Below are 24,431 nucleotides of genomic sequence, written 5' to 3' on the forward strand. Positions count from 1 at the left end.
CGGAATTGCGCGAAGCCCCTGTATTGCCTTGCATTTCGGCACAATCGAAAGGAAGGATTAACCATTCCAAGGCAAAACTTGCAGCCAGTTCGTGAGTGGTGTTTGCCAAGGAAAATCCATGTATTCGCGCAAGTTTCTCATTATATGCGGTCTGGCCGCCGCGGCATTGTCTCCCGTCGCAGATGTCGCTCCGGCAGCCACCGCCGCAACCCGTGACAAGGCCTTCTTCGATTCCGTCGCCGGCTCCTGGAAGGGCCCGGGCGAAATCGTCGCCGGCAAGTATAAGGGTACGAAATTCACCTGCAATCTGATCGGCGAGCCCACGGGCGACAGCGGCGCCGGCATCAAGCTCGACGGCACCTGCCGCGTCGGCGTCTTCAAGCAGCCGATGACCGCCGTCATCTCGCAGTCGGGCTCGACCTACAAGGGCAAGTTCCTGGACGGCGCCGCCGGCAAGGGTCTTGACGTCGTCTCCGGCGCCGTCAGCGAGGATACCGTCGTCGTCGGCATCAACCGCGCCAAGCTGAACGGCGCGATGATCGCCCGTGTGCGTGATGACAAGACGATGAATGTCACCGTTTCGGTCAAGGTGGAAAGCCAGATGATCCCGGTCATCGGCCTGACGCTGACCCGTCAGGTCGACGAGATGGCCGTCGGCTCCATCCAGTAGATCAAGCGTGTAGCGGATTTTCCTGAAGCGGCGGGTTTCCCGCCGTTTTCCGTTTCAGGATCTCCGCCTCAGCTTTGCAGCCACCAGTCGCGGCTGTTATCGGCAACCTCGATGCCCGCCACCTCGGCATCTTCAAGCCAGTCGCTGACCGCCCTGCCCCTGACGAGCAGGCCCGGCGCGATATCGGCAAGCGGCATCAGCACGAAACCGCGATCGGTCATGCGCGGATGCGGCAGTTCCAGCCGCGGCGCCTCCTGGATAACGTCGCCATAGGTCAGCACGTCGATATCGAGTGTGCGCGGACCCCAGCGCTCGATACGCTCGCGTTTCATCTCCCGCTCGATCGACAGGCAGACATCGAGCAAAGCCTCGGGCTCCAGCCGGGTTTCGACGGCGGCGCAGGCATTGAAGAAGAAGGATTGGTCGGTCTTGCCCCAGGGCGGCGTGCGATAGAGCCGCGAGACCGCCGTAATCCGGCAGTCATCTCGTCCGTCCAGCCGCTGCAGCGCGGCGGCCATCGCTTTGACGGGATCGCCGATATTGCCGCCGAGGCCGAGTGTGGCCGATCGCATTGCGGTCTCAGGCAAAGTGTTCAACGCTCACCTGCACGAAATCGAGCACGCCGGGCACCGGCGCATTCGGCTTGCGCACCGTGATCTTTGCCCGCCGGACCTGCGGGAATGTCTCGCAGAGCCCCTTGGCGATATCGAGCGCCAGCGCCTCGATCAGGTAACGGCGCTTGCCGGTGACGATCCCCTCGATCACCGTGAAGGCGATGCCGTAATTGACGGTATCGTCGATCGAGTCGCTTTTCAGCGCCTCGCCGGCAACGACATCCAGCTCGGCATCGACGAAGAAGCGCTGGCCGAGGAATTCCTCCTCGTCATGCACGCCGTGGCGCGCAAAGAAGGCGCAGTTCTGCAGCGTGATCGTGTAGGTGGTCATGTCGGCCGCTTCCTCTCGAATTCCTGGCGCGCATTCAGCATAGCATCGGCGATATCAAGCGCATCCCTGTTGATTGCGACATTGTGCACCCGGAAAACCGCTGCCCCTTGAAGCCTGAGCAGGGCACTGGTGACGGCCGTAGCTACATCCCGGTCGGCAGCCTCACGCCCCGTCACCGCGCCGAGGAAGCGCTTGCGCGACGTCCCGGCAAGCAGCGGCAGGCCGAAGCGGGAAAGTTCGGAAAACCGCGCCATCAGTTCGAGGTTCTCCTCCGCCGTCTCCTTGGCGAAGCCGAAGCCCGGATCGAGCACGATGCGGTCGCTGTTGACGCCGGCGGCCCGAGCGATCTCAAGCGACCGCTTGAGAAAATGCACCTGGTCGGCAATCACGTCGGGAAGCTTCGCCCTGTCGCGGCCGGTATGCATGATGCAGAGCCCGGCGCCGGTCGCCGCGGCGATGTCGGCGATATCGGGCTCCTTCTGCAGCCCGAACACATCATTGACGATATGGGCGCCGGCACTGACCGCCAGCCGCGCCGTTTCGGCGCGATAGGTATCGATCGAGATCAGCGCCTGGGTGCGCCCGCGCAGCGCCTCGATCACCGGCAGCACGCGCGCCTGCTCCTCGGAGGGGCTGACCGCAGCGGCGTTCGGCCGGGTGGATTCGCCGCCGATGTCGACAATCCCGGCTCCCTCGTTAACCGCCCGAAGCGCGTGTTCGACAGCAGCATCGACGGTTTCGAAGCGTCCGCCGTCGGAAAAGGAGTCCGGTGTCACGTTGATGATCGCCATGATGACAGAACGACCGCCGAGTTCGATCTCCCGGCCATGGCCCACACGCCATAAACTGCCTTCGAACCCTGTCACCAGACTTATCCCATCGATCGCGAAAAAAGCGCCATCCGATATTGCGCTTGCGGTGGCTATGCCCCAAGCTCCGGTCGATTTCAACACGGGTTGCGTTCAGAATGCCGCTTGCAGTGCGTTATATGGTCCTTCCTATCGCCTTTTCCATTGCTCTTTCCGTCTGCAGCCCGGTGGCAGCAGAAGTGATCGCAGCGAAAAGCTATTCCTATTTCGACATCCGCGGCAAAACCGCGGATGAGCTCGACCGCGAACTCAGCCGGCGCGGCCCGACCTCGAGCGGCTCCTCGTCGCGCCACCCCGGCGCAACGAAGATCCGCTTCGGTGGTGAGGCCACTTATATCCAGGATAACGGCCGTTGCCGCGTCGGCAACGTCAAGGTCACGGTCCATACCCAGATCATCCTGCCGCGCTGGACCAGCCGCAAGGGCGCCAGCAAGGAGCTGTCGGTGATCTGGGACGCCCTGTCGAGCGATATCAAGCGCCACGAGGAGCGCCATGCCGAAATCGCCCGCGATCAGGCCCGCGCCATGGAACGCGCCATCCGCACCTTGCCGCAGCAGCGCAGCTGCGAGGCCATGCAGGAACTCGTCTCAGGCGAATCAGCTCGCGGTATAGAGGAGCACGATCGGCAGCAGGCGCGATTCGACCGGGTCGAGGCGGTCAATTTCCAGAAGCGCATGCTGAGATTGCTGAACAATCGAATCAACGGCCGAGCCGGCGCAAAATAAGGCTTTTTTGGTCTGGTTGCGAGCGGAAAACCTTAGCTGCACAACGAAACTTGTGCGAAACTTGCACCCTCCCCAGTGATTGAATGGTCATTTTTCATCCTGGCAGACTCAACCGGAACGCGTTAATATGAACACATTCGAAAGTGCAGCTACGGCATCTGCCCTTTCATCGCTGGGTTCTCCTGGCGCGTTCCGAAGCCGCGGATGTTCCTCCCTCATCCGTAGGTAATGCGCCCGCCTCGCCTCGCTCGCACCAGCGCGCGAGGCGTCTTTTTTGTGGATCCTATTCCGGTCAAGTTTGAAGCGCAGCGCGCTTAAAGCATGTCGCGCAAAAGTGTGCAGCGATTTTCCCAGGCAAAGCGCGAAGCGGTTTTGCCAGGCAAAGCGCGAAGCGGTTTTGCCAGGCAAAGCGCAAAGCGGTTTTGCAGGGCAAAGCGCGAAGCGCTTTTGCCGCAACGACATGCATAAAACAAAGAGCTAAAGCGCAAGGAGCGAATCTGAAAGATCGCGACGCGCTTTAAGCCTGGCGTTCCGGCACGTGCACCACGAGGCCGTCATAGACAGCCTTCATGCGAATCTGACAGGACAGCCGCGAGGTCGGGCGCACATCGAAGGCGAAGTCGAGCATATCCTCTTCCATCGCTTCCGGCTGGCCGACCTGCTCGGTCCATGCCTCGTCGACATAGACATGACAGGTCGCGCAGGCGCAGGCGCCGCCGCATTCGGCCTCGATGCCGGGCACCGAATTGCGCACGGCATTTTCCATGACGGTGGAGCCTTGGTCGACATCGAGGTCGAAGCGCGTGCCGTCGAAGGCGACGATGGTAAGTTTTGGCATCAGGACTATTTCCGGTCTTCAAATGATGGGCGGATTTTCTTCCGACAATTCGACGCTTCAGTCAACATCGGGAAAGTCGCCATAACCTCGCAGATCAGGCCTTCGCCCGCCGTCTTCAAAGCGTCATGGAAGACGTCGCAAAAAGACCCGCGGTTCCGCAATGGAACAACGGGCCTCATTCGAACGCATTCTCAAACAGGATCAGCCGCGGCAGAGCTTGAGGATGAAATTCTCGGCGTCGATGACGGCGGCACCCAGCGCTGCCGTCGCCCCGGCGTCACCGCCGGTTTCCTCGACGGCTTCGGCCGTCTGCGACACGCGGAACGCGCCGACCGAGCTTGCCGCGCCCTTCAGGCGGTGTGCGGCAGCGCCGACGCGGATGGTTTCGCCGCTCGCAATATCCTGCAGACATGCGCGAGCCTGGCGCGCAAACATCTGAAGGACTTCGATTTCCAGCGACTTGTCGCCCATTGTCTGCTTGGCGAGATGGACGAGATCGATCGGCCGGACCTTCGAGGGACAGGGTCCCTTTGCATTATCCGGCGCCTCGAATACGATGTTCAAAGCTGCCATCTGAGCTGCCATTGCCAATTCTCCCGTCTCGTGTCGTCCGCAGTTGCAACAGTTCTGCGACAGGAGGGTGGCCATCACGTTAAATTCCGGCACATGCGGTGCGGAAATCTCGCCATATGGTTAACGTCCGTTAAATATCGCTAAATTATTGGTTTTTAAGCGGTGCCGCGGATTTAAAGATGTTAACAACGGGTTAACGGACCTGGAATCTCAAGCCTTCATTAATTGTGTGAAGAGCCCAGATGTGTCACTACGATACTGGTGGAGCGGGTTTATGGTACGCGCCTTTGCCGAGCGAGTGGATAATGGTAGTGTTTTGATACCTTCCGTTTGAAAAAGCGGCTATCTACTCTGAAATGACATGCTTATCCGTCCGTCGTTGGGATGGAAGGCTGGAACGGCAAAGTTGTTCCCCGGGTGAGGCGGAAGCCCGGGATTGCGCTGCCGGACCGGCCGACAGTAACGAGGCATAACCAATGGCGAACAACAAATATAACGAGTCGATTGAGGACAAGGCGTTCAAGGCATTGGACGAGGCGCTCCAGATCGATTTCGGCAAAGATAACGTGCCGTCTCGCCGCGGCGATGCGCCTGAGGCCCCGGAGGCTAATGTGTCTGATCCATCGAATGCGCGTAACCAGCAGGCCCAGGAAGAAGCGCAGCGCCGCAACCGCCGCGGTGCCACCGGCGAGCAGGCTTCCAGGGGGCCGGCTTTCACGCCCGCCAACGATGCCAGCCGCAACACGCCCGCCTCGATCCTGAAATCCTTCGACGGCGCCTCCAGCCGCTCGGCGGTGCGCACCGCCACGCTGTTCTCAGTGCTTTGGGTAATGGGCGGCCTCGGCCTGATGTCGCTCCTTTATGCGCCGCAGATCTGGCAGATCCGTTCACTCGCCGATCTCGTCGCCCTGCCCGGCGTCATCGCCGGTCTCGTCGGCATCATCATCCCCGTCATGATGTTCTATGCTTTCGCCATCATGATCGCCCGCGCCCAGGACATGCGCAACGCCGCCCGTTCCATGGCGGAGGTCGCATTGCGCCTGGCGGAGCCGGAAACCATCGCCTCCGAGCGCATCATGACCGTTGGCCAGGCCGTGCGCCGTGAGGTCTCGGCCATGAATGAAGGCATCGAGCGCACCATCGCACGTGCCTCCGAGCTGGAAACGCTCGTCCATTCCGAAGTCAATGCGCTTGAACGTTCCTATGCCGACAACGAGTTGCGCGTCCGCGGCCTCGTCCACGAACTCGGCTCCGAGCGCGAGGCGATCGTCAACCATGCCGACCGCATCCGCACCTCGATTGGCAGCGTCCACGACCAGCTGAAGGAAGAGTTGTCGCTTGCGACCGAAGAGATCGCCGTGCGGCTTTCCACTTCGGGCGAAGCCTTTGCCTCGCTGATCGATACGCGTGCCGCGACGATTCTGGAAAAATCGGACAACGCCCTGCAGTCGATCGGCAGTCTGCTCGCCGCCAAGACCGATAGCCTGCTACAGACACTGAACGCATCGGGTTTCGCGCTCGCCACCGAATTCGACAACCGCCTCGAAGCGCTCTCCGTCAACCTCAATGACCATGGCGAAAAACTGCTCAGCCAGTTCGAGACGCGCGCCTCGACCATGGACAGCAGCACCGAGAAGCTGAATGCCGCGCTGCACGAGCGCACGCAGCAGCTCAGCGAGATCCTGATCGCCCGCACCCGTGAGATCAATGAGAGCCTGACATCAGGCGAACGCACCATCGGCGGCACGCTCGACGACGTGCTGTCGAAGCTGAACAGCGCCCTCGACGAAAAGGGCGCGAGCTTCCGCCAGAGCCTGCAGAGCACCGCCGACGACGCCGTTATGGATCTCGACGTCCGCTCCGGCTTCTTCGAAGAGCGGCTGCAGACGACCGTTGCCCAGCTGTCCACCGCCTTCGACGAACGCGTCGCCGAATTCACCAGCGCCTTCGACAAACGCACCGGCTCGCTCGACACCAAGCTGATGGAGAGCCTCGCCCGCATCAACGAGACGCTGACCGGCGGCTCGGATTCGCTCGACGGCATCCTGAGTTCCGGCATCGAGCGGCTGAGCTCGTCGATGACCGACCAGTCGCTGGCACTCGCCACTGCGCTTTCCACCGGCCACGAAGTGCTGGAAGGCGCGATCGGCACCCGGGCGGACGAAATCACCGCGGCGCTCACCAGCCGCACCGGCGAACTGACTTCGGCGCTGCAGAGCGCCACCTCGGAAATCGCGCTGACGCTTGCATCCGGCACCTCCGATCTCCAGAACAATCTTCAGGCCCGCTCGGCCGAATTCCGCGACACGCTGCGCACCACCACCAGCGATCTGACCACCGCCGTTGCCGCCGGCACCGAGCAGGTCACCGCAGCCTTCGGCGGCCGCGGCGAGGAACTGAGCGGCATGCTGACTGCCCGCGCTGCCGAAATCAGCGAGGCGCTCGGCACGGCCCACGGCCGCATCGACAGCGTCATGGCCGAGCGCGGCGGTGCGTTGGTCGATGCGCTCACCACCCATCACGGCCGCTTCGAAGAAGCGCTGACATCACGCGCCGATGCCATCATCGATGCCGTCTCCGGCACCCACGACCGTCTGGCCGAGACGCTCGACGAAAAGGCCATGGCGCTCGCCATCTCCCTGAACGAGAGCCAGGCCCGCATCGAGGATACGCTCGAGACCCGCTCCGAAGCGCTGCTGAGCGCGGTATCGGGCACGCATGACCGCCTCTCCGAGACGCTCGATGAAAAGGCGATGGCGCTTGCCATTTCGCTCAACGAAAACCAGGCCCGCATTGAAGATACGCTCGAGACCCGCTCCGCGGCCCTGCTGAACGCCGTCTCCGGCACCCATGACCGCCTGTCCGAAACGCTGGACAGCAAGGCAGCCGCCCTGACCACCTCGCTCGACGAGCGCCATGCCCGCATCGACAATGCGTTGGGAACGCGTGCCGAAGCATTGCTGAACACCGTGTCTGGCACACGCGATCGTCTTGCCGAGACCCTCGACGAAAAGGCGGCCGCCTTCGCCATCTCCTTGAACGAGAGCCAGGCCCGCATCGAAGAGACGCTCCAGACCCGCTCGGCGGCACTGCTGAATGCTGTCTCCAGCACGCATGACCGCCTGTCCGAAACGCTGGAAGGCAAGGTGGAAGCTTTTGCCACCTCGCTCAGCGAAGGCCAGGCCCGCATCGACGAGACGCTCGAAAGCCGCTCCGCGGCCCTGTTGAATGCGGTCTCCGGCACCCATGAGCGTCTGTCCGAAACGCTGGACGAAAAGGCGATGACCCTCGCCATCTCGCTGAATGAGAGCCAGTCGCGGATCGAAGACACGCTGGAAGCGCGCTCCGAAGCCTTCCTCAAGGCCGTGTCCGGTACGCATGAGCGGCTTTCGGAAACGCTCGATGAAAAGTCGGCAGCCCTCGCCGCCTCCCTCAACGAGGGTCAGAGCCGCCTGCAGGACACTCTGGACAGCCGCTCGGAATCCTTCCTCAGTGCGGTTTCCAGTACCCACGACCGCCTGTCCGAGACACTCGACGACCGGGCAATGGCGCTTGCCATTTCGCTGAACGAGAGCCAGAGCCGCCTCGAGGAAGCCCTGACATCGGGCGCCGATGCGATCACTCAGGCGGTTTCCGGCACGCATGACGGCCTGAACGGCGTGCTCGACAGGAAGGCCGCGGCCATCGCCTCCTCGCTGAACGAAGGCCAGGCCCGCCTCGAGGAAGCTTTGGTGCACCGCACCGCCGCGATCATCGGCGCCGTAACGGCAACGCACGACAGGCTGACCGACACGCTCGACGAAAAGACCATGGCGCTCGCCATTTCGCTCGACGACAACCAGAGCCGCTTCGACAGTGTGCTCGAAGCGCGCAGCAACGCCATCATGGAGGCCGTCTCCGGCGCCGAGTCACGCGTTGCCGGCGCCTTCACCGACAAGACCGATGCTATCCGCGCCGCCTACACCGACAATCAGCAGCGGCTCGAAAATGCGCTTTCCGAGCATAGTGCCGCCCTTTCTGGCGTTCTCGATGCCGGCGGCTCCCGCTTCGAGGATCTCGTCGGCGGTCTGACCGGCCGCATCGAAGGTCGTCTGAGCGATGCCCATGCACGGCTCGGAGGCCTCGCCGACGAGGCCGCGGCGCGTATCGAAGGCGGGCTCACCTCTGCCCATGAGCGCATCCGTACGACGCTTGAAGATCGCGCCAATGCCATCGACCTGTCGCTGAACCAGGCCCATGCGCTGATCAACGATACGCTGACTGAACACGCGACCAGCATCGGCACCTCGGTGGCGACGAGCGTCAGCATGCTCGAAATGTCGCTGGAGGACCGGGAAGCCTCGATCCGCCAGGCCATCGATGCCAGCGCCCAGACGTTGGAAGAGCGCATGCATGCCGGCGCCGGCCAGATCGCCGGCCGCTTCCAGGAGGCGGCAAATGCGATTTCGACCTCCACGCAGAATTTCTCCGCCCAGCTCGATCAGTCGGTGGAAAGCCTGACGGGCCGTTTTGAAGAAACCGGATCGCGGGTAGAATCCGGCCTTGCGGCGATCGAGACCCGCATCAGCAACGGCGTCGGCGGTGTCGCCGAAAAGGTCGAAGCCGCCAGCGGCCAGCTCTCCGGCGTGCTTGCCGACGGCATCTCCCGTATCGGCGCGCTTAGCGACGACGCCAACCGGCGCATCACGGCAACGCTGGAAGGCAGCGCTGCAAGCCTCACCCAGGCGATCGACAGCCGCGCCGCCAATCTGGCCGAGACGCTCGACAGCCGTGCCACAACCCTGACCGGCGCCATCGACGGCCGCACCGTAAGCCTTGGCGAAACCCTCGACCGCGGCAATGAACGCATCGAGGAACGCCTCTCCACGATGGATCGTGCGCTGACCGTCGGCCTCGATGCCGTCAACCGCACCATCGAAGGCAAGGCCGCCGGCCTCGCCTCGACGCTGCGCAGCGCGGTAGCCGAGGCGGCCCAGGGAATGGAAGGCGAAGCGACGAGAACCACCGAGCTGCTCGGCAAGACCGGCCAGCAATTCGCCGTCGATCTCAATGCGAAAAGCGACGAATTCACCCGCACCATGGATGAGCGCTCGTCGCAGATCGTCACCCGCGTCGCCGAGGCCCAGAGCCGGCTGGCAAGCCAGGCCGCAGCCGTCGCCCAGACCTTCTCGGAAGCCGGCAACGCCATCGTCAACAAGGTTGCCGAGGCCGAGACCATCGTCGGTACGCAGGTCAATGCCATCTCCAAGGCGCTGTCGGATGCCGGCCAGTCTCTGGAGACGCGCGGCGATGCCATCCGCTCGACGCTGTCGGGGGCCGGCAGCGAGATTTCCGCCACCATGGCGGATGTCGATCGGGCGCTCGAAGCCCGCAGCAACGCTATCCGCTCCAATCTCGAGGAGCGCGCTCGCGAGATCGATACGACCTTCTCCGGCATCGACCGGGCGCTCGAAGCGCGCGGCAATTCGATCCGCGCAACACTCGACGAGCGCACCCGCGACCTCAACTCGATGCTCGCTGGCCGTTCGGTCGAATTGACCCGCATCCTCGACGAAACCGCCCGTCCGATCATCGACCGATATACCGATGCCGGCGAACAGGCGGCCGCCCGCATCACCGCAGCAGCCAACCTCAGCGCCGACCGTCTGCGCGCCGAAAACGAAGCGCTCGCCAGCGCCGTTGCCGCCCGCACCGAGAATGTCGCCAACGCCGTCAGCGCCATCGAAAACAGCCTGGTCGGCAACGTCAACGGCCTCGTCGAGCGCATGTCGGAAAGCAGCGCGGCGATGGCGATGATGATGAACCGCGCCGTCGAGCAGCTGACCAGCGTCGACAGCCGTCTCGGCGAAACCACGACGCGCTTTGCCGACTCCACCACCAAAGCCGCCGAGATGGTCAACGCCTCGACCCGGCTTCTCGAAGGCAAGGTCGACCGCCTCTCCGACATTTCGGGCCAGACGCTGTCGCAGGTCGGCGGCATCATCGGCCGTTTCGACGAACACTCCAAGGTCCTGACACAGGCCTCGCAGCTTCTCGGCGCCGCCCAGTCCAACCTTGCCTCGACGCTCGAGGAACGCGAAGGCGCGCTGCAAGCGCTCTCCGTCAGCCTGGTTCAGCGCTCCGACGAGATCGAAAAGACCATGCGCGGCCTCGGCGGCATGATCGAGACCGTCTTCGAGCGAGCCGAACAGCGCTCCAGCCAAGTCACCGGCAATCTGCGCCAGGGCGTGCAGTCCTCCTTCGCCGATATCGGCCGCATTCTCACCGAAACCGAGAAACGCGCCCAGGAAGCTGCCGAGACGATGCGCGAGGCGATCACCCGCGCCGGCGACGAGGCCAATACGACGATCGACGGCACCTTCGCCAATGTCGAGCGTCGCTCCGGCGATCTCTCCAACCGCATTCGCGGTGGCCTGACGGCATCGCTGTCGGAAGTCGAGCGCATGCTCGGCGAAGCCGGCCGCGCCTCCGACGGTGCCGCCCAGCATATGCGCGAAGCATTGCGCGAGGCGATCGATGATGCCGTCGGCCGCTTCTCCGGCGCCACCGACGATATCCGCCGTTCTGCCGCCGACATCCGCAACGAGCTCGACGCCACCCGCGCCGAACTGAAGCGCGGCGCCTTCGACCTTCCCGAGGAAGCCAAGGAAAGCGCCTCGGCCATGCGCCGGGCCGTCGCCGAGCAGATCAAGGCGCTGCAGGATATCTCCCAGCTGGTCGGCCGTTCCAGCCAGCAGCTCGAAATCTCCGAACCCGTCGCCCGCACGCTCGCCCAGGCGCAGCCGGCCCCGCGTGCCGCCCAGCCGATTGCAAGTCAGCCGATCGCAAGTCAGCCGGTGGCACCCCCGCCGCCGCAGCCGGCAGCGCCCGCGCCGATCGAAGCGACGGGCCTGCGCGGAACGATCGCCCCGACGGCACCGGCTGCCGCTCCCCAGCGCGCCGCTCCGCAGCCTGCCCCTGCCCGTCAGGAACCAGGCCGCCAGGAACCGGCTCGCGCCGAAAGCGGCGGCTGGATCAGCGATCTCCTGCGCGGCGCATCGCGTGAGGAGGCCGCCGACGAGGCGCCTGCCCGTGCCCCGGCCCGCTCGGCGGAAACCGCCGCACCGGCTGCGCGCAGCAGTGATATCCGCAATCCGCGCCACGTCGTCGAATCGCTGAACTCGCTCTCTGTCGATATCGCCCGCGCCATCGATCACGACGCTTCGGTCGATCTCTGGCGCCGCTATCAGCGCGGCGAGCGCGACGTCTTCACCCGCCGCCTCTACACGCTGAAGGGCCAGCAGACCTTTGACGAGATCAAGCGCAAATATGACCGCGAACCGGAATTCCGCACCGCCGTCGATCGCTATATCGGTGATTTCGAAAAGCTGCTCGCCGACGTCGCCCGCACCGACCCGAACCAGATCGTCTCGCAGTCCTACCTCACCTCGGATACCGGCAAGGTCTACACCATGCTTGCCCATGCCGCAGGCAGGCTCAGCTGAGTTCGCCGATCTGAATTGACGTTGAGGGAAAGCCGCTTGAACATGTGTCAGGCGGCTTTTCTCGTAAGATGCCGGTGCGACTAGGATCTCTCTGCCGAGAAGCAAGGAAAACTTCCCCCGAATGACCCAGGCCCTTCTGATCATCGACGTGCAGAATGCGATCGTCTCCGGAAAAGCATCACCGGAGCGGCAGCCTCGGATTGATGCCGCACTCGACGAGACCGTCGCGCGGCTGGCCACGCTGCAAGAAAAAGCCAGGCAGGCGGGCGCGCCGGTCGTGCTGATCCAACATGACGGCGATAGCGGCCATCGACTGGCCGTCGGCACGCCGGGGTGGGCGCTGCGCCAGGAGATTGCCCCGGAACCAGGCGAGGTCGTCGTGCGCAAGAAAAGCGCCGACTCCTTCTTCGAGACAGACCTTGCCGAACGCCTGGACGAACGCTCAGTCACCCATCTCGTCATCGGCGGCTGCATGTCGCAATTCTGCGTCGACACGACGGTCAGGCGCGCCGTGTCACTCGGATATGACGTGACGCTGATAGCCGACGGTCACACGACGGGCGATACGGCGACCCTCACCTTCTCCGAGATTGTCGCCCACCACAATGAAACGCTCGACGGTTTCGACGCCGGCAAGGCGATCGTCGATATCCGTCCCGCCGCCGACATTCACTTTTCATAAGGCTCCGGCAGCAACAGCCGACATCAAATCGGAAGCAGGCGATCGCTCCTCAACTTGACGATCAGCGCCTCGACGACCTCCGGCACATCCCTTACAGCCGTATCGACAATGATCGGCCTTTGCCCCCAATCGTCATATTCTCGCTCGACGGTTTCCTGCCACGTCGGTTTCACCAGACCTTCCACATCCGTTTTCCGCGTCTCGGCCCGGCGGCGGTGCTCGATCTTGTCGGAACAGATCACTTCCACTTCGACCGCGATCACACCGGACCGCGCCGCGACCGCCAGCCAGGCGCCGCGGGTTATGTCAAGCGGATTGACCGAGTCGGCGATCACCACGCGGCCGAGGGTGAGATTGTCCTCGGCAACCCCATAGGCGACGACATACCCTGCCGGACCGAGGTCTCTTGCAGGGTCACCACCCGACGCTCTGATCGCCTGCTCGATCGTGTCCACCCGCACGTATACGGCTCCCAGCCGTTTCGCGAGCGCACGGGCAAAAGTCGTTTTCCCGCTACCCGGCAAGCCGCCAAAGATAATCAGCATGGCTTCTCATCCCATTGTTCGATGAATGCATGTCAGGCCCGAGGAGATATGACGATCGTGTCCTTGTCGCTGATCATATTCATAGCAACGAGACGCCCGAACGTTCAACACCGGCAAACGACGACAGCTCGCTACCGACTGCATCATGTTCCACGGAAAGCCGGGACCGCCGCAGCGACCCCGGTTCCCTTTCTCACCGATCGGCCGCTATGCCCCAATTGTAAATGCACCGATCGAGGCCAATGGCGATTTCGAGCACGGTGACGTCGTGATCGATGGCAGGCCCCTTCTTCGGCTGCGACCGGTAGCGCTGCGGGAAGTCCGTGCGTCGCGAGATCGAGCAGACCTCCATCCATTTGTCGCCATTGTCGACCTCGATATCCATCGTCACCTCGGAATAGGCGGGCAGCCGGTCGGAGGGCACGATCCGCGTCGGCAGATGGATAAGCGAGGCGATCATGCGGCGCACCGGTTCGAGGCAGGCGGCGTGATAGTCGTTGCCGCTGTCGGCCGTGAAGGCGCATTGAAATTCCAGCTGCCAGAACTCCTTCAGCCGAATGTGTTTGGTGGCCTGCTCCTGCTCGCGGCGATAGGACCGGCCGGCCTGCCAGACGCAGAGCGGCAGCCGCGTCTTCGAGTGATTGCCGAGAATATGCTGCATATAGGCATAGCTCGACGGCGTGGTCTCAGGCCTCAGCACCAGCGCGGTGTCGCCGGCGGAGAGCTGTTCCTGGACCCAGATATCGGCGTTCGAATAAGCGCTTGAAACGAGCGCCCGCGGCATCAGTGCCGGCGCCTCGACCCTCCTGACATCCCAGGCCGGATTGACCGATCTGAGAAAGCGGCCGACCTCTTGCGAGAAGAAACCGATCATATGATCGCGCAGATGGATCTCACGCTCTTCCCAATGGACGAGCGAATTGACATGATAAAGATTGAGCACGGTGCCTGTCTCCTTGGCAGCGTTGATTGACGTGGTGAGGGGCTTTACGTCCAGCAGCGCGCCGGACGCCCGGAGCGCCCAACGTCACAGCAGGACGCGGAGACCTCGTCCGTCAAATGCGCGCACACTCGCGACCTGCAGGCAGGTGCTGAAATGGCGGGAGAAAGGCGCGCGCTTCATGCTCATGATGAATTTTCTACGTGCCGCCCGCGCCTTTGTCAAAACCCCAAGACGGTGAGACAAAATGAATCAGCTGTGGATTGGGCTTTTTTATTGCCGCCTGTCCTTCATTTCGTCACAAACTTTCTCGATCCGCTTGCGTTTAGCCAACGGCTGACCCGACCTTCCAACGCCCGACCTTCCAACGCCCGACCTTTCAACGACAGAGACAGTAACATCGATGACCAAGACGACCTCCCGGCTCCTTGCCACCGCGCTCTCTTCCGCCGTTCTGCTGGGCGCGTTCACCCTGGCCGAGGCCGGCCAGGCAAGCTTCGTCGTCGATGTGCAGTCCGGTCAGGTTCTCGAAGCCTCCAATCAGGACGATCTGAACTATCCGGCGTCGCTGACCAAGATGATGACGCTCTACCTCGCCTTCGAGGCCCTGCATGAGGGACGCCTCAACTGGGACCAGAAGCTGACCATGTCGGAAAATGCCGAGAGCAAGGAGCCGTTCAAGCTCGCCGTCGGCGCCGGCCGCCAGGTGACGCTGCGCGAAGCGGTCGAAAGCATCGTCGTCTTGTCCGCCAACGACTCGGCCGTGGCGATCGCCGAACAGCTCGGCGGCTCCGAACAGGCTTTTGCCAAAGCGATGACCGACAAGGCGCGCCAGCTCGGCATGACGAATACGGTCTTCAGGAACCCCTCAGGCCTTCCCGATCCCGAGCAGGTCACCTCGGCACGAGATATGGCGACCCTCGGCATTTCGCTGATGCGGGACTTTCCCGAGGAGTTCAAGCTCTTCTCCATGCGCGGCTTCCAGTTCCGCGGCATGAAGCTGCGCGGTCACAACAACCTCATGTATCGTTATGACGGCGTCGACGGCATCAAGACCGGCTATACCGATGCATCGGGCTATAATGTCGTGACATCGGCGCTGAAGGACGGTCGCCGCGTTGTCGGCGTCGTCATGGGCGAAAAGACAGCGAGCCTGCGCGACGACAAGATGGCCGGCCTGCTGGACAGCACGCTGCCGTCGTCCTCGACCGCCACGGCCTCCACGATGCCAGGCAAACAGCCCGGAGCGACGATGACGGATGCACAGCCGACGAAATAGCCTGCTATTCTATCTGAAAGCCACTTCCAGGTGCTGCCGGTCCTGAGCGATCACCCGGCAATTCGTTTCGAATCCTTCTCCCTTGATGGCAAGAATGAATTCGGAAGGAATGCCGGCCGAGCTGGACACCGAAATGCCGGCGCTTTCCGAGCCGATGGATTTGACGGTGCAGTCGATGGTCGAGCGTCGATCGTTGAACAGGATCGATCCCGCCTTCAGCACTCGCCGCCGCGCGCCGATAGCGTGATCGGCGTGGATGGAACTCCATGACACACAACGATTTCGTCCCGCATGTTTGGCCTGGTACATCGCGGCATCCGCCTGAGCCAACAGCGTCTCGATCTCCTTACTGACGATCGAGAGCGCCGACGTTCCGAAGCTCGCCGTGACATTCAAGGAGCCGTGGTCGCCGCGAATGGGCTGCGCGGCGATGGCGGCTCTGAGCTTTTCGGCGACGGCGAAAGCCCCTTCCCGGTCGACATGCGGCAGGACGACGGCAAATTCCTCGCCTCCGATACGCCCGAACAGATCGCCGGCGCGAAGAGTCGCCTTGCAAATCGAGGCAACCGCCTTGAGAACCGCATCTCCCGCGGCATGCCCATAGGTATCGTTCACCTTCTTGAAATGGTCGATATCGAAGGCGATGCAGGACAGATCATGCCGATGCCGCAAAGCGAGCGAAATCAGCTGATCGGCTTCCTGCTTGAAAGCGCGCCGCGTCATCGCCTCGGTCAGGCTGTCGGTGGCGGCCGACTGCACGAGTTCGATGCGGTCCATCGCCGCCCCCGCCAGCTCCTGAAGAATATCGAGATCTCTGCTGCCGAACGATCTCGGCTGGCGGTCGATCGCGCAGACCGTTCCGATCATATGCCCGGCCTTCGTTCGCAACGGAACGCCGGCATAAAAGCGGATATGGTCCTCGCCGGTCACCGCAGAATGTTTTGAAAAGCGCGCGTCCTTGGTCGCATCCTGCACGATAACGGGCTCGTCGCAGTCCACCACGCAGCGGCAGAACGTGTCGTCGAGCGACACTTCGTCGGCGGCGAGGCCGGAGCAGGCCTTGTACCATTGCCGGTGCGCATCGATCAGGGAGACGATGCCTATGTCGATGGAAAAGATCTGCTTTATCAGGCGGACGATCCGCTCAAATCCTTCGTCCCGCGGCGTGTCGAGAAGATCAAGCTGCTGCAGCGCAGCCAGTCGGTCGTTATCGCGCTGGATCGCCTCAGACGACGACTTTCCGAATACTCGTGCGACCCCCATGCAAGCATGCCTCCTGACAGCGATAACATGATGCGTTCCACAAATTCATGAAGAAATTGAATACGATGGCAGCCCTGCCGCCATGGGGCCGCATATTTTTCGAAATCGGCAACCCTCGATGTCGACGCGGCAATCGCCAAACGCCATCTCAGATTGAACGCAGCGTCCAGTTGACGATCTCGGAGACAACCGTGGAGAAGGCGCGGTCCAGACCCTTCACGAAGCCAGCGTTATCGCCGCCGGCCCGCGCCACGGCACGGAACACCTTCTGGGCGCGCACCGAGCCGTTGCGGTCGTTGAGGATCTTGGCGGAGATTTCGACCACCGCCTGGTTGCCGTTTGAAGCGTCGATCTCGAAGGAGCGAATATCGGTGACGACCTGATAGTCTATCGCCAGTCCCTGCCCCGGTATGCCGACGCCACCAAGTTTGCCGGAGTTCTCAAAGGCTTCCACCAGCTTCGACTGCACCATGCGCGGCAGCTTGTCGCCCCATTGCGCCCGCGAGAGATATTGAATTTCCGATGGCGAAACGCGAATGACGATCTGCTCGCTGCCGACCGCATTCAGCGCCGTTGGCGAAGCGATCAGGATCTGGCGAGATTTGGCCGCGGGTCCGTCGCCGTCGACGGCAGCGGACAGGTCATAGGTATCGTTCTTGGCCGCAGTGCCGCACCCCGAAAGGATCAGCGCCGTTAGCGGCAGCGCGATCACCGTTCCCCTGATCCATGAACGGCGCGACAACAGATGCGATGCGACCATATTAGGCTACCCCTGACTTCCCAGTTAACGCCGCGTCCGGCCGTCATATTGCTTCACCGTGTCCCCGCCGAAGATCAGCCGTTGCGGATTGCGGTCGAAGTTGGTGATCGTGTCGTTGAGATTGTTGACGGTTCCACGCATGTCGTTGACGAGCGTCTGCACGTCGCGCAAACCGCCGCTTGAGAATTTCTGCAGATTGTCGGCGATCGGCCCGATGCGCGCATTCAGGTTGTCGGCGACCTTCTTGAAGGATTCCAGCGTATCGCGCGCCTCGGTAAACAGCGATTGCGTGTTGTCGGTTCCGAGCAAGGCATCAACTTTGATGAGAATGCCGTCGATCCGGGTCGAGGCCGAATTCAGCTTGTTGGCAAGCTGCGAGACGTCCTGGATGGTCTGGTCGATATCTTTCTGACGCCCCGAAACCGTATTGGCGACGTCGCGGATGGACGCGACCGCAACGCGCGCATCCTTGGTCGCCTGCGAGATATCGTCGACAGAGCCCTTCAGCTTGGCCGGGTCGATCTGGGCGACAAGCGTGTCGACGCGGTCGAGCGTCGCCTGTGCCTGCTTCCCGAAATCGTTGAAAGTGGTGGCCGTCTGGTCGAACTTCTGGATCGCCCCCTTCAGATCGCCGGAGGCATCGGCGACATTGGCGGTGATCTTGTCGGCGTTGGAAACGATGTTGTCGATCTTCTTCGCATCAACCGCCTTGACCAGCGATTCCACCGCTTGAAGCGTCGAATCGACACGGCCGGAGACCGCCTTCACCGTATTGGAAAGCTCACCCACGCTCTGCAGGAAGGCGTCGATATTGCCGGAATTCTTGGCAAGCGCATCCGAGAACGTCTCGGCATTCTTGAACGTCTGGGTCAGGGGCGCGCGTGAATCCTCGATGAAACCCTGAAGTTCACCGACCGCGTCGTTGGCGCGATCGAGGATCTTGTCGGCGGTCGCCAGAAGATTGGTGACGCTCGATTGATCGGCGACGATGACGGCGCGTTTGCCGTTGTCGATCGCATGCTGGAGGATGCTTTCCTCGCCCTTGCGGCCGCCCGACAGTTCGATATAGGCGGCCCCCGTGAGGCCCTGGATTTCAAGAGCGGCCTTGGTCGAGGGATAGATCGGCGCATCGGTGCGCACCTGGGTGAACGCCAGCGAATATTGCGGATCGTCGGCATCGATCGACAGGGTCTGCACCGAGCCGATCTGAATGCCGTTGAAGCGCACCGGCGAGCCGACACTGAGGCCGTTGGCCGAACCCGGAATACGCACGATCAGCTCGGTCATTGGGCCGCCGCGGCCATATTCGGCCATCCAGTAGACAAAGCCGAAGGCCGCCGCGATCACCAGCACCGTGAAAAAACCGACAATCGTGTAATTGGCTTTGGTTTCCATTTATCCGATCACTTCCCGCTGCTGCCGTGCCGCGCGCCATCATCCTGCGGCACGATCGCCCGCGCCCGTTTACCCTTGAAATAGGCCTGCACCCACGGGTCGTCATAGGCCAGCATGTCGTCGATCGTGCCTTCCACCATTACCCGTTTCTTTCCGAGCACGGCAATACGGTCGCAGACCGAAAACAGGCTGTCGAGGTCATGCGTCACCATATACACGGTCAGTCCCAGACTATCGCGCAGGTTGGCGATCAGTTCGTCGAATTCGGCAGCACCGATCGGGTCGAGACCCGAGGTCGGCTCATCCAGGAAGACGAGTTCCGGATCGAGTGCCAGCGCCCGGGCAAGGGCAGCGCGCTTGATCATGCCGCCTGACAGTTCGGACGGGTATTTGTCGGCGGCATCGGCGGCGAGCCCGACCATGCGGATCTTCAGATGCGCCAGTTCGTCCATCAGCGAGCGCGGCAGGTCGAGATATTCGCGCATCGGCACCTGGATGTTTTCCTTGACCGTCAGCGACGAGAACAGGGCGCCCTGCTGAAACAGCACACCGAGCCGCATATCGAGCGCATTGCGCTGCGGTTCGTCGAGTTCGTCGAAATCCTGGCCGAGGATCTTGATCGTGCCGGAACGGCGCGGCAGCAGCCGGAGCACGGTGCGCATCAGCACCGATTTGCCGGTGCCGGACGCGCCGACGAAACCGAGGATCTCGCCGCGATAGATATTCAGGTTGAGATTATCGAGCACCACCTTGGAGCCGAAGGCGACGGTAACGTCGCGCGCCGAGAGCACGATGTCCCTCTCGTTCTTGTCGTTCCTGTCTTCCGTATCGATCGGTTTTTCCACGCGATTCGCCATGCTAGAAGTCGATCGCTGCATAGAACATCGCAAAAAGCCCGTCCATCAGGATGACGACGAAAATCGCCTTCACCACCGCAGCCGTCACATGCTGGCCGAGCGATTCCGCGCTGCCGCCGACCTTTAGCCCTTCGACGGCGGCGACGATGCCGATGACCAGCGCCATGAACGGCGCCTTGATCATGCCGGAGAGCACCGTCGACAGCGTGACCGCCTCGTGCAGGCGCGACAGGAAGTTGGCGAAGGTAATGCCGGAATAGCCCCAGGCGACAGCAGCGGCCCCCGCCAGTGAGGCGAAATTCGCCAGCACCGTCAACAGCGGCAGCGCGATGGTCAGCGCCACCAGCCGCGGAAAGATCAGCACGCCGATCGGGTTCAGTCCCATCACCTTCAGCGCGTCGATTTCCTCGCGCATCTTCATCGAGCCGATTTCGGCGGTGATCGCGCTGCCGGAACGGCCGGCGATCATGATCGAGGTCAACAGCACGCCGATTTCGCGCAATTGCAGGATGCCGACGAGATCGACGACGAAGACCTCGGCGCCGAAGTAGCGCAGCTGGAAGGCGCCCTGCTGGGCAATGATCGCCCCGATCAGAAACGACATCAGAAGGATGATCGGAACGGCGCGGACGCCCATGTGGTCGATCTGGTTGACGATCGAGGCCGGCGAAACGCCGCTGCCGCGGCCGAACTTCATCTGCGCGCCGCGCACCGCCGAGCCGAGGATATACATGGCGGCGGCGAAATTATCCCAGATGTCGTAGGTCATCCTGCCGATCGGCGCGAGGATGCGCGCCGCAAGCGAGACCTTCTCTTTCTGCTCCGGCTCCGGTTTAGCCGGCTCCTCGGAAAACATCTCCAGCATTTCATCGATATGCGGATTGGTGCCTTCGAAGCGGACGGTTCGGCCGGCGGCCTCCTCTTCCTTCTTCAGCCGGCACAGCAGCCAGATCCCGGCGGTATCGATATCGGTAATGTCGGAGAGATCGACCGTCAGGTCGCCGGCCTTCTGATGCAGCAGCTTCTCGAAGTCGCGCAGCACGAAATGCACATAGGCGCTGCGCCAGTTGCCTTTAAGACGCACATGCTGCCCCGAACCACCGGATTGGTCGTCCACGTCAAGTGAGGCAACGTTGCGATTCTCGGCGTTCAAGATACTTATGTCTTTCAAGGCTTAGGGGCGACATTGCCGACTCGGCGGATCCTTTGCCGCCCGGCGCGTCAATATACAGAAGCAACGTGCGATTTCCATGCTCACAGGACAGCAATAATGCCGCGCACCCTCAATATCCAGATGAATTCCTTTCCGATTGCCGGGGCCTTCACCATCTCGCGGGGCGCCAAGACCGAGGCCGAGGTGGTTACCTGCACGCTCGCCGAAGACGGTGCGCGGGGGCTTGGCGAATGCGTGCCCTATCGCCGCTATGGTGAGACCATGGAGAGCGTGTTCGCCCAGATCGAAGCCGCGCGTCCGCTGGTCGAGGCCGGGATCTCGCGCCGCGATCTGTTGTCGGCAATGCCGCCGGGGGCTGCCCGCAATGCCGTCGATTGCGCCCTTTGGGACCTCGAAGCGAAACAAACGGGTGAAACCGTCGCGGCCCGCCTCGGCCTTGCCGATCTGAAGCCGCTCACCACCGCCTACACCATTTCGCTCGGTGAACCCGAGGTGATGGCCGCAAAGGCGCGCGAACATGCCGGCCGCGCGCTGCTCAAGGTCAAGGTCGGCACCGGCGACGATGAAAGCCGCATCCGCGCCGTCTGCGCCGCCGCGCCCGATGCATCGATCATCCTTGACGCCAATGAGGGCTGGCCGGAAGCGGTGCTGGAACGTCATCTTAATATCGCGGCGCAAGCCGGCGTGGCTCTCGTCGAGCAGCCGCTGCCGGCCGGCCGCGACGCACTGCTTGCCGAAATCCGCCGCCCGCTCCTCGTCTGCGCCGACGAAAGTGTCCACCATACCGGCGATCTTGCAAGCCTTGCCGACCGCTATGACGCGATCAACATCAAGCTCGACAAGACAGGCGGGCTGACGGAAGCCCTGGCGATGAAGGCGGAAGCCGAGCGGCTTGGTTTCAGCATCATGATCGGCTGCATGGTCGGCACCTCGCTTGCCATGGCGCCGGCGGTGCTGCTCGCCCAGAATGCCGATTTCGTCGATCTCGACGGCCCGCTGCTGCTTGCCCGCGACCGCGAACCCGGCCTGCGCTACGCCGCCTCCCTGGTCTTTCCGCCCGAAAGCACGCTCTGGGGCTGAAGGTAGTAGGCCAAGATGACGAGGCCGAGGCCGGAGAATGCGACCAGCGCCATGACGTAATAGCTGACGACGCCGAGCCAGGCATAGAGATAACCCGATACCAGGGTCATCAGCGCCATCGCCATGCCGACATAGAAGAAGTAGGCGCCTTGCGCCGAGGATTCCTGGGTCTCCTGCACCGTCGCCATGATCCGCCGCTGCACGCCGGTATGGACGAAGGCATAGGTGAAGCCGTGGAAACATTGCAGCAGGAAAAACCCGGCAAAACCCGCATTCATGGGAAACAGGATCCAGCGGCAGACGCTGACGGCGCAGCCGAAGCGGATCAGCGTCCAGGCGTCGAAGCGCCGGTTGAGACGCTTCGACAGGAAGAACACCGTCACTTCGGAAGCAACGCCGGCGCTCCAGAGCAGGCCGACCTCCGTGCCGGAAAAGCCGAGATGATGCCAGTAGATCGACGAAAACGCGTTGAGCACCGCATGGCTCGACTGCTGGATGGCGACACCGATCAACAGCAGCAGCAAATGCGGCTCGCGCAGTCCGCTGCCGGTGGCGGCCGGAATGTTGATCGGCTGACCGCGCCGCCGCGTCGGCCCGATGCGCGGAGAGAAGATCGCCATGACAACGGTCATGGCAAAGCCGAACACCATGACGTCGAGCACCAATCCACCGCCCCAACGGCTGATCAGCTGGCCACCGACCAGTGTCGAGACGATGAAGGCAATCGAGCCCCAGACGCGCATCGACCCGTAATCGAGCCCCCAGCGGCGCACGCCCGAAATGACGATCGATTCGACGACGGGCACATAGGGCGCGAAGGTGGCGCCCTGCAGCGCATAGACGATCGTCACCGGCCAGAAGCTCGTGGTCCAGAAAAGCGCGATCGCCGTCAGCAGCGACAGGCTGCCTGACCAGAGCAGCACGTCGGCGCGCTCCTTCAGACGGTCGGCGATCATCGCAACGACGGGCGCCACCAGCACGCGCACCACCATCGGTATGGCAAGGATGATGCCGATCTCGTGGTCGCTGAAGCTGTGGGTCGCGAGCCAGACCGGAAAGAACGGCAGAACGATGCCGTTGACGAGCAGCGGTGCGCAATAGGAAAGCGCGCTGAGCAGCCGGAAGCGCGGCGGCGCTCCCTCACCCGGGGAATGTTGAGCGGGAATCATTGGTGGACCTGAAGGAAACTGGTCGTTGTCCTAACACACCACCCAGGAGGCGACTATTGCGAGAAATAGCCACACTGAAACGTTTTAGAAAATAAATAGGGCCTGTCGCCTGACGGTAACGGCTAAATCACTGGGAGCGCGAACGCAGATGCGCCGGCGCCAAAATCAAGCCGCCCTAAATCAGGCGGCTGTAAAATTATGCGGCCCTAAAATCATGCCGCTTGCGGGGCCAGTTCGCCTTCGTCGTGCATTTCAATGGCGGCAAGCGCCGGCACGCTGCTGGCGAGCGCCCGCCAGGTGATCAGTTCGAAAGTGCCATCCTCATGCTCGGCGACCGCCGTGCAGCTTTCCACCCAATCGCCCGTATTGATGTAGCGGATGCCGTCCATGTCCTGGATGATGGCATGATGGATGTGTCCGCAGATGACGCCGTCGGCGCCGTTTTTGCGGGCTTCCTCCGCCACGACGCGCTCGAACTCGCCGATGAAGTTGACGGCATGTTTGACCTGCAGCTTTGCCCAAGCCGAAAACGACCAGTAGGGCATGCCGAGGCGGCGGCGCACGGCCGCGAGCAGCAGGTTGATGCGGATCGCCGTATCGTAGGCCCAGTCGCCGAGGTAGGCGAGCAGACGGGCGTTACGGACGACGACGTCGAATTCATCGCCGTGCAGGATCAGATATTTCTTGCCGTCGGCGCCGTCATGCATCATGCGCTCGACAACCTCGATGCCGCCGAAATGCATGCCCGGGAAGTCGCGCAGAAATTCGTCGTGATTGCCGGGGATATAGACGACGCGCGTGCCCTTGCGCGCCTTGCGCAACAGCTTCTGGACGACGTCGTTGCAGACCTGCGGCCAGTACCAGCTGCGCTTCAGGCGCCAGCCGTCGACGATGTCGCCAACAAGCACGATCGTATCGGCCTCGTGGTGGCGCAGGAAATCCAGGAGGAAATCAGCCTTCGCGGCCTTCGAGCCGAGATGGACATCGGAAATGAAGAGCGTGCGGAAATGTCTGGGTTCCATCATGTCTATCACGAGCTGTCGCTCATGCCCCATCTTTCATCTAGCCTTCCAAAACCAGACTCGTGTTTCAGGAAGATGACAAGCTGGGGAAAAGCCCCGCAAACTCGGTCCCACACAGGCAAGTTGCGTTCCGTCGGCTGCGTCCTCCCGGCAATATTGCC

At 62.5% G+C, this 24,431-nt stretch carries 20 protein-coding genes; 6 read left to right on the forward strand and 14 right to left on the reverse strand.

Annotated elements, in window-relative coordinates; genetic code table 11:
* The first annotated feature begins 118 nt into the window (after positions 1-118).
* Entirely contained in the window at positions 119-670 is a 552-nt protein-coding gene (locus FHX14_RS11195) for a hypothetical protein (protein ID WP_003579600.1), read from the forward strand.
* A 68-nt stretch (positions 671-738) separates the two neighbouring features.
* Here FHX14_RS11195 and folK read toward each other — a convergent pair whose 3' ends face one another.
* From folK to folP, 3 genes are read right to left on the reverse strand one after another with little or no spacing between them, the layout of a single operon-like run.
* Positions 739-1,242 (reverse strand): 2-amino-4-hydroxy-6-hydroxymethyldihydropteridine diphosphokinase, encoded by a 504-nt coding sequence (folK, locus tag FHX14_RS11200; RefSeq protein ID WP_012557833.1) that lies wholly within the window; start codon positions 1,240-1,242, stop codon positions 739-741.
* 7 nt (positions 1,243-1,249) lie between these two features.
* A complete protein-coding gene (folB, locus tag FHX14_RS11205) occupies positions 1,250-1,615 on the reverse strand; it encodes a dihydroneopterin aldolase (protein WP_003586182.1) in 366 nt (121 codons plus the stop codon).
* A complete protein-coding gene (folP, locus tag FHX14_RS11210; RefSeq protein WP_184377143.1) occupies positions 1,612-2,481 on the reverse strand; it encodes a dihydropteroate synthase in 870 nt (289 codons plus the stop codon). Before folP ends, folB begins: the two co-directional genes overlap by 4 nt.
* 101 nt (positions 2,482-2,582) lie before the next feature.
* Between folP and FHX14_RS11215 the strand changes: the two genes are divergently transcribed.
* Positions 2,583-3,209 carry a DUF922 domain-containing protein gene (locus FHX14_RS11215; RefSeq protein ID WP_184377144.1) on the forward strand — a complete coding sequence of 209 codons (627 nt, stop codon included), beginning with the start codon at positions 2,583-2,585 and terminating at the stop codon, positions 3,207-3,209.
* Between the two features lie 517 nt (positions 3,210-3,726).
* Here the strand turns inward: FHX14_RS11215 and FHX14_RS11220 are convergent.
* Together FHX14_RS11220 and FHX14_RS11225 are read right to left on the reverse strand one after the other, a co-directional pair.
* On the reverse strand, positions 3,727-4,047 hold the full coding sequence (locus FHX14_RS11220; protein WP_003569017.1) for a 2Fe-2S iron-sulfur cluster-binding protein: 321 nt from the start codon (positions 4,045-4,047) through the stop codon (positions 3,727-3,729).
* A gap of 201 nt (positions 4,048-4,248) precedes the next feature.
* A complete protein-coding gene (locus tag FHX14_RS11225; RefSeq protein WP_003569019.1) occupies positions 4,249-4,632 on the reverse strand; it encodes an Hpt domain-containing protein in 384 nt (127 codons plus the stop codon).
* A gap of 464 nt (positions 4,633-5,096) precedes the next feature.
* Between FHX14_RS11225 and FHX14_RS11230 the strand changes: the two genes are divergently transcribed.
* Together FHX14_RS11230 and FHX14_RS11235 are read left to right on the forward strand one after the other, a co-directional pair.
* On the forward strand, positions 5,097-12,104 hold the full coding sequence (locus FHX14_RS11230) for a hypothetical protein (protein ID WP_184377145.1): 7,008 nt from the start codon (positions 5,097-5,099) through the stop codon (positions 12,102-12,104).
* A gap of 121 nt (positions 12,105-12,225) precedes the next feature.
* The gene (locus FHX14_RS11235; protein WP_054183017.1) at positions 12,226-12,786 is read left to right on the forward strand and encodes a cysteine hydrolase family protein; all 561 of its coding nucleotides are present in this window, start codon (positions 12,226-12,228) and stop codon (positions 12,784-12,786) included.
* A gap of 23 nt (positions 12,787-12,809) precedes the next feature.
* Here the strand turns inward: FHX14_RS11235 and FHX14_RS11240 are convergent, their stop codons facing one another.
* A complete protein-coding gene (locus FHX14_RS11240) occupies positions 12,810-13,331 on the reverse strand; it encodes an AAA family ATPase (protein ID WP_184377146.1) in 522 nt (173 codons plus the stop codon).
* A 193-nt stretch (positions 13,332-13,524) separates the two neighbouring features.
* Positions 13,525-14,274 (reverse strand): aminoacyl--tRNA ligase-related protein, encoded by a 750-nt coding sequence (locus tag FHX14_RS11245; RefSeq protein ID WP_184377147.1) that lies wholly within the window; start codon positions 14,272-14,274, stop codon positions 13,525-13,527.
* 400 nt (positions 14,275-14,674) lie between these two features.
* Between FHX14_RS11245 and FHX14_RS11250 the strand changes: the two genes are divergently transcribed.
* Positions 14,675-15,550, forward strand: a complete 876-nt coding sequence (locus FHX14_RS11250; protein ID WP_054183015.1) for a D-alanyl-D-alanine carboxypeptidase family protein — start codon at positions 14,675-14,677, stop codon at positions 15,548-15,550.
* Between the two features lie 9 nt (positions 15,551-15,559).
* Here FHX14_RS11250 and FHX14_RS11255 read toward each other — a convergent pair whose 3' ends face one another.
* The 5 genes from FHX14_RS11255 to FHX14_RS11275 form a co-directional block, all read right to left on the reverse strand.
* Complete coding sequence (locus FHX14_RS11255; protein WP_184377148.1) at positions 15,560-16,813, reverse strand: sensor domain-containing diguanylate cyclase; 1,254 nt, start codon at positions 16,811-16,813, stop codon at positions 15,560-15,562.
* A 148-nt stretch (positions 16,814-16,961) separates the two neighbouring features.
* Positions 16,962-17,573, reverse strand: a complete 612-nt coding sequence (locus FHX14_RS11260; RefSeq protein ID WP_184377149.1) for an ABC-type transport auxiliary lipoprotein family protein — start codon at positions 17,571-17,573, stop codon at positions 16,962-16,964.
* Positions 17,574-17,597: 24 nt separating this feature from the next.
* On the reverse strand, positions 17,598-18,968 hold the full coding sequence (locus tag FHX14_RS11265) for an MlaD family protein (RefSeq protein WP_183690676.1): 1,371 nt from the start codon (positions 18,966-18,968) through the stop codon (positions 17,598-17,600).
* Positions 18,969-18,976: 8 nt separating this feature from the next.
* A complete protein-coding gene (locus FHX14_RS11270) occupies positions 18,977-19,825 on the reverse strand; it encodes an ABC transporter ATP-binding protein (protein WP_184377150.1) in 849 nt (282 codons plus the stop codon).
* Position 19,826: 1 nt separating this feature from the next.
* On the reverse strand, positions 19,827-20,996 hold the full coding sequence (locus FHX14_RS11275) for an MlaE family lipid ABC transporter permease subunit (protein WP_179610449.1): 1,170 nt from the start codon (positions 20,994-20,996) through the stop codon (positions 19,827-19,829).
* Positions 20,997-21,095: 99 nt separating this feature from the next.
* Here FHX14_RS11275 and dgcA point away from each other — a divergent pair, with 99 nt between their 5' ends.
* The gene (gene dgcA / locus FHX14_RS11280; protein WP_184377151.1) at positions 21,096-22,079 is read left to right on the forward strand and encodes an N-acetyl-D-Glu racemase DgcA; all 984 of its coding nucleotides are present in this window, start codon (positions 21,096-21,098) and stop codon (positions 22,077-22,079) included.
* On the opposite strand, the gene FHX14_RS11285 is transcribed toward dgcA, so the two are convergent.
* Both FHX14_RS11285 and FHX14_RS11290 read right to left on the reverse strand, forming a co-directional pair.
* On the reverse strand, positions 22,031-23,248 hold the full coding sequence (locus FHX14_RS11285; protein ID WP_184377152.1) for an MFS transporter: 1,218 nt from the start codon (positions 23,246-23,248) through the stop codon (positions 22,031-22,033). The genes dgcA and FHX14_RS11285 overlap by 49 nt on opposite strands.
* A gap of 212 nt (positions 23,249-23,460) precedes the next feature.
* Entirely contained in the window at positions 23,461-24,303 is an 843-nt protein-coding gene (locus FHX14_RS11290; protein WP_003586159.1) for a UDP-2,3-diacylglucosamine diphosphatase, read from the reverse strand.
* Positions 24,304-24,431: the final 128 nt, after the last annotated feature.

It is taken from the genome of Rhizobium sp. BK619 (assembly GCF_014195245.1).
In the GTDB taxonomy this organism is placed as follows: Bacteria; Pseudomonadota; Alphaproteobacteria; order Rhizobiales; family Rhizobiaceae; genus Rhizobium; species Rhizobium acidisoli.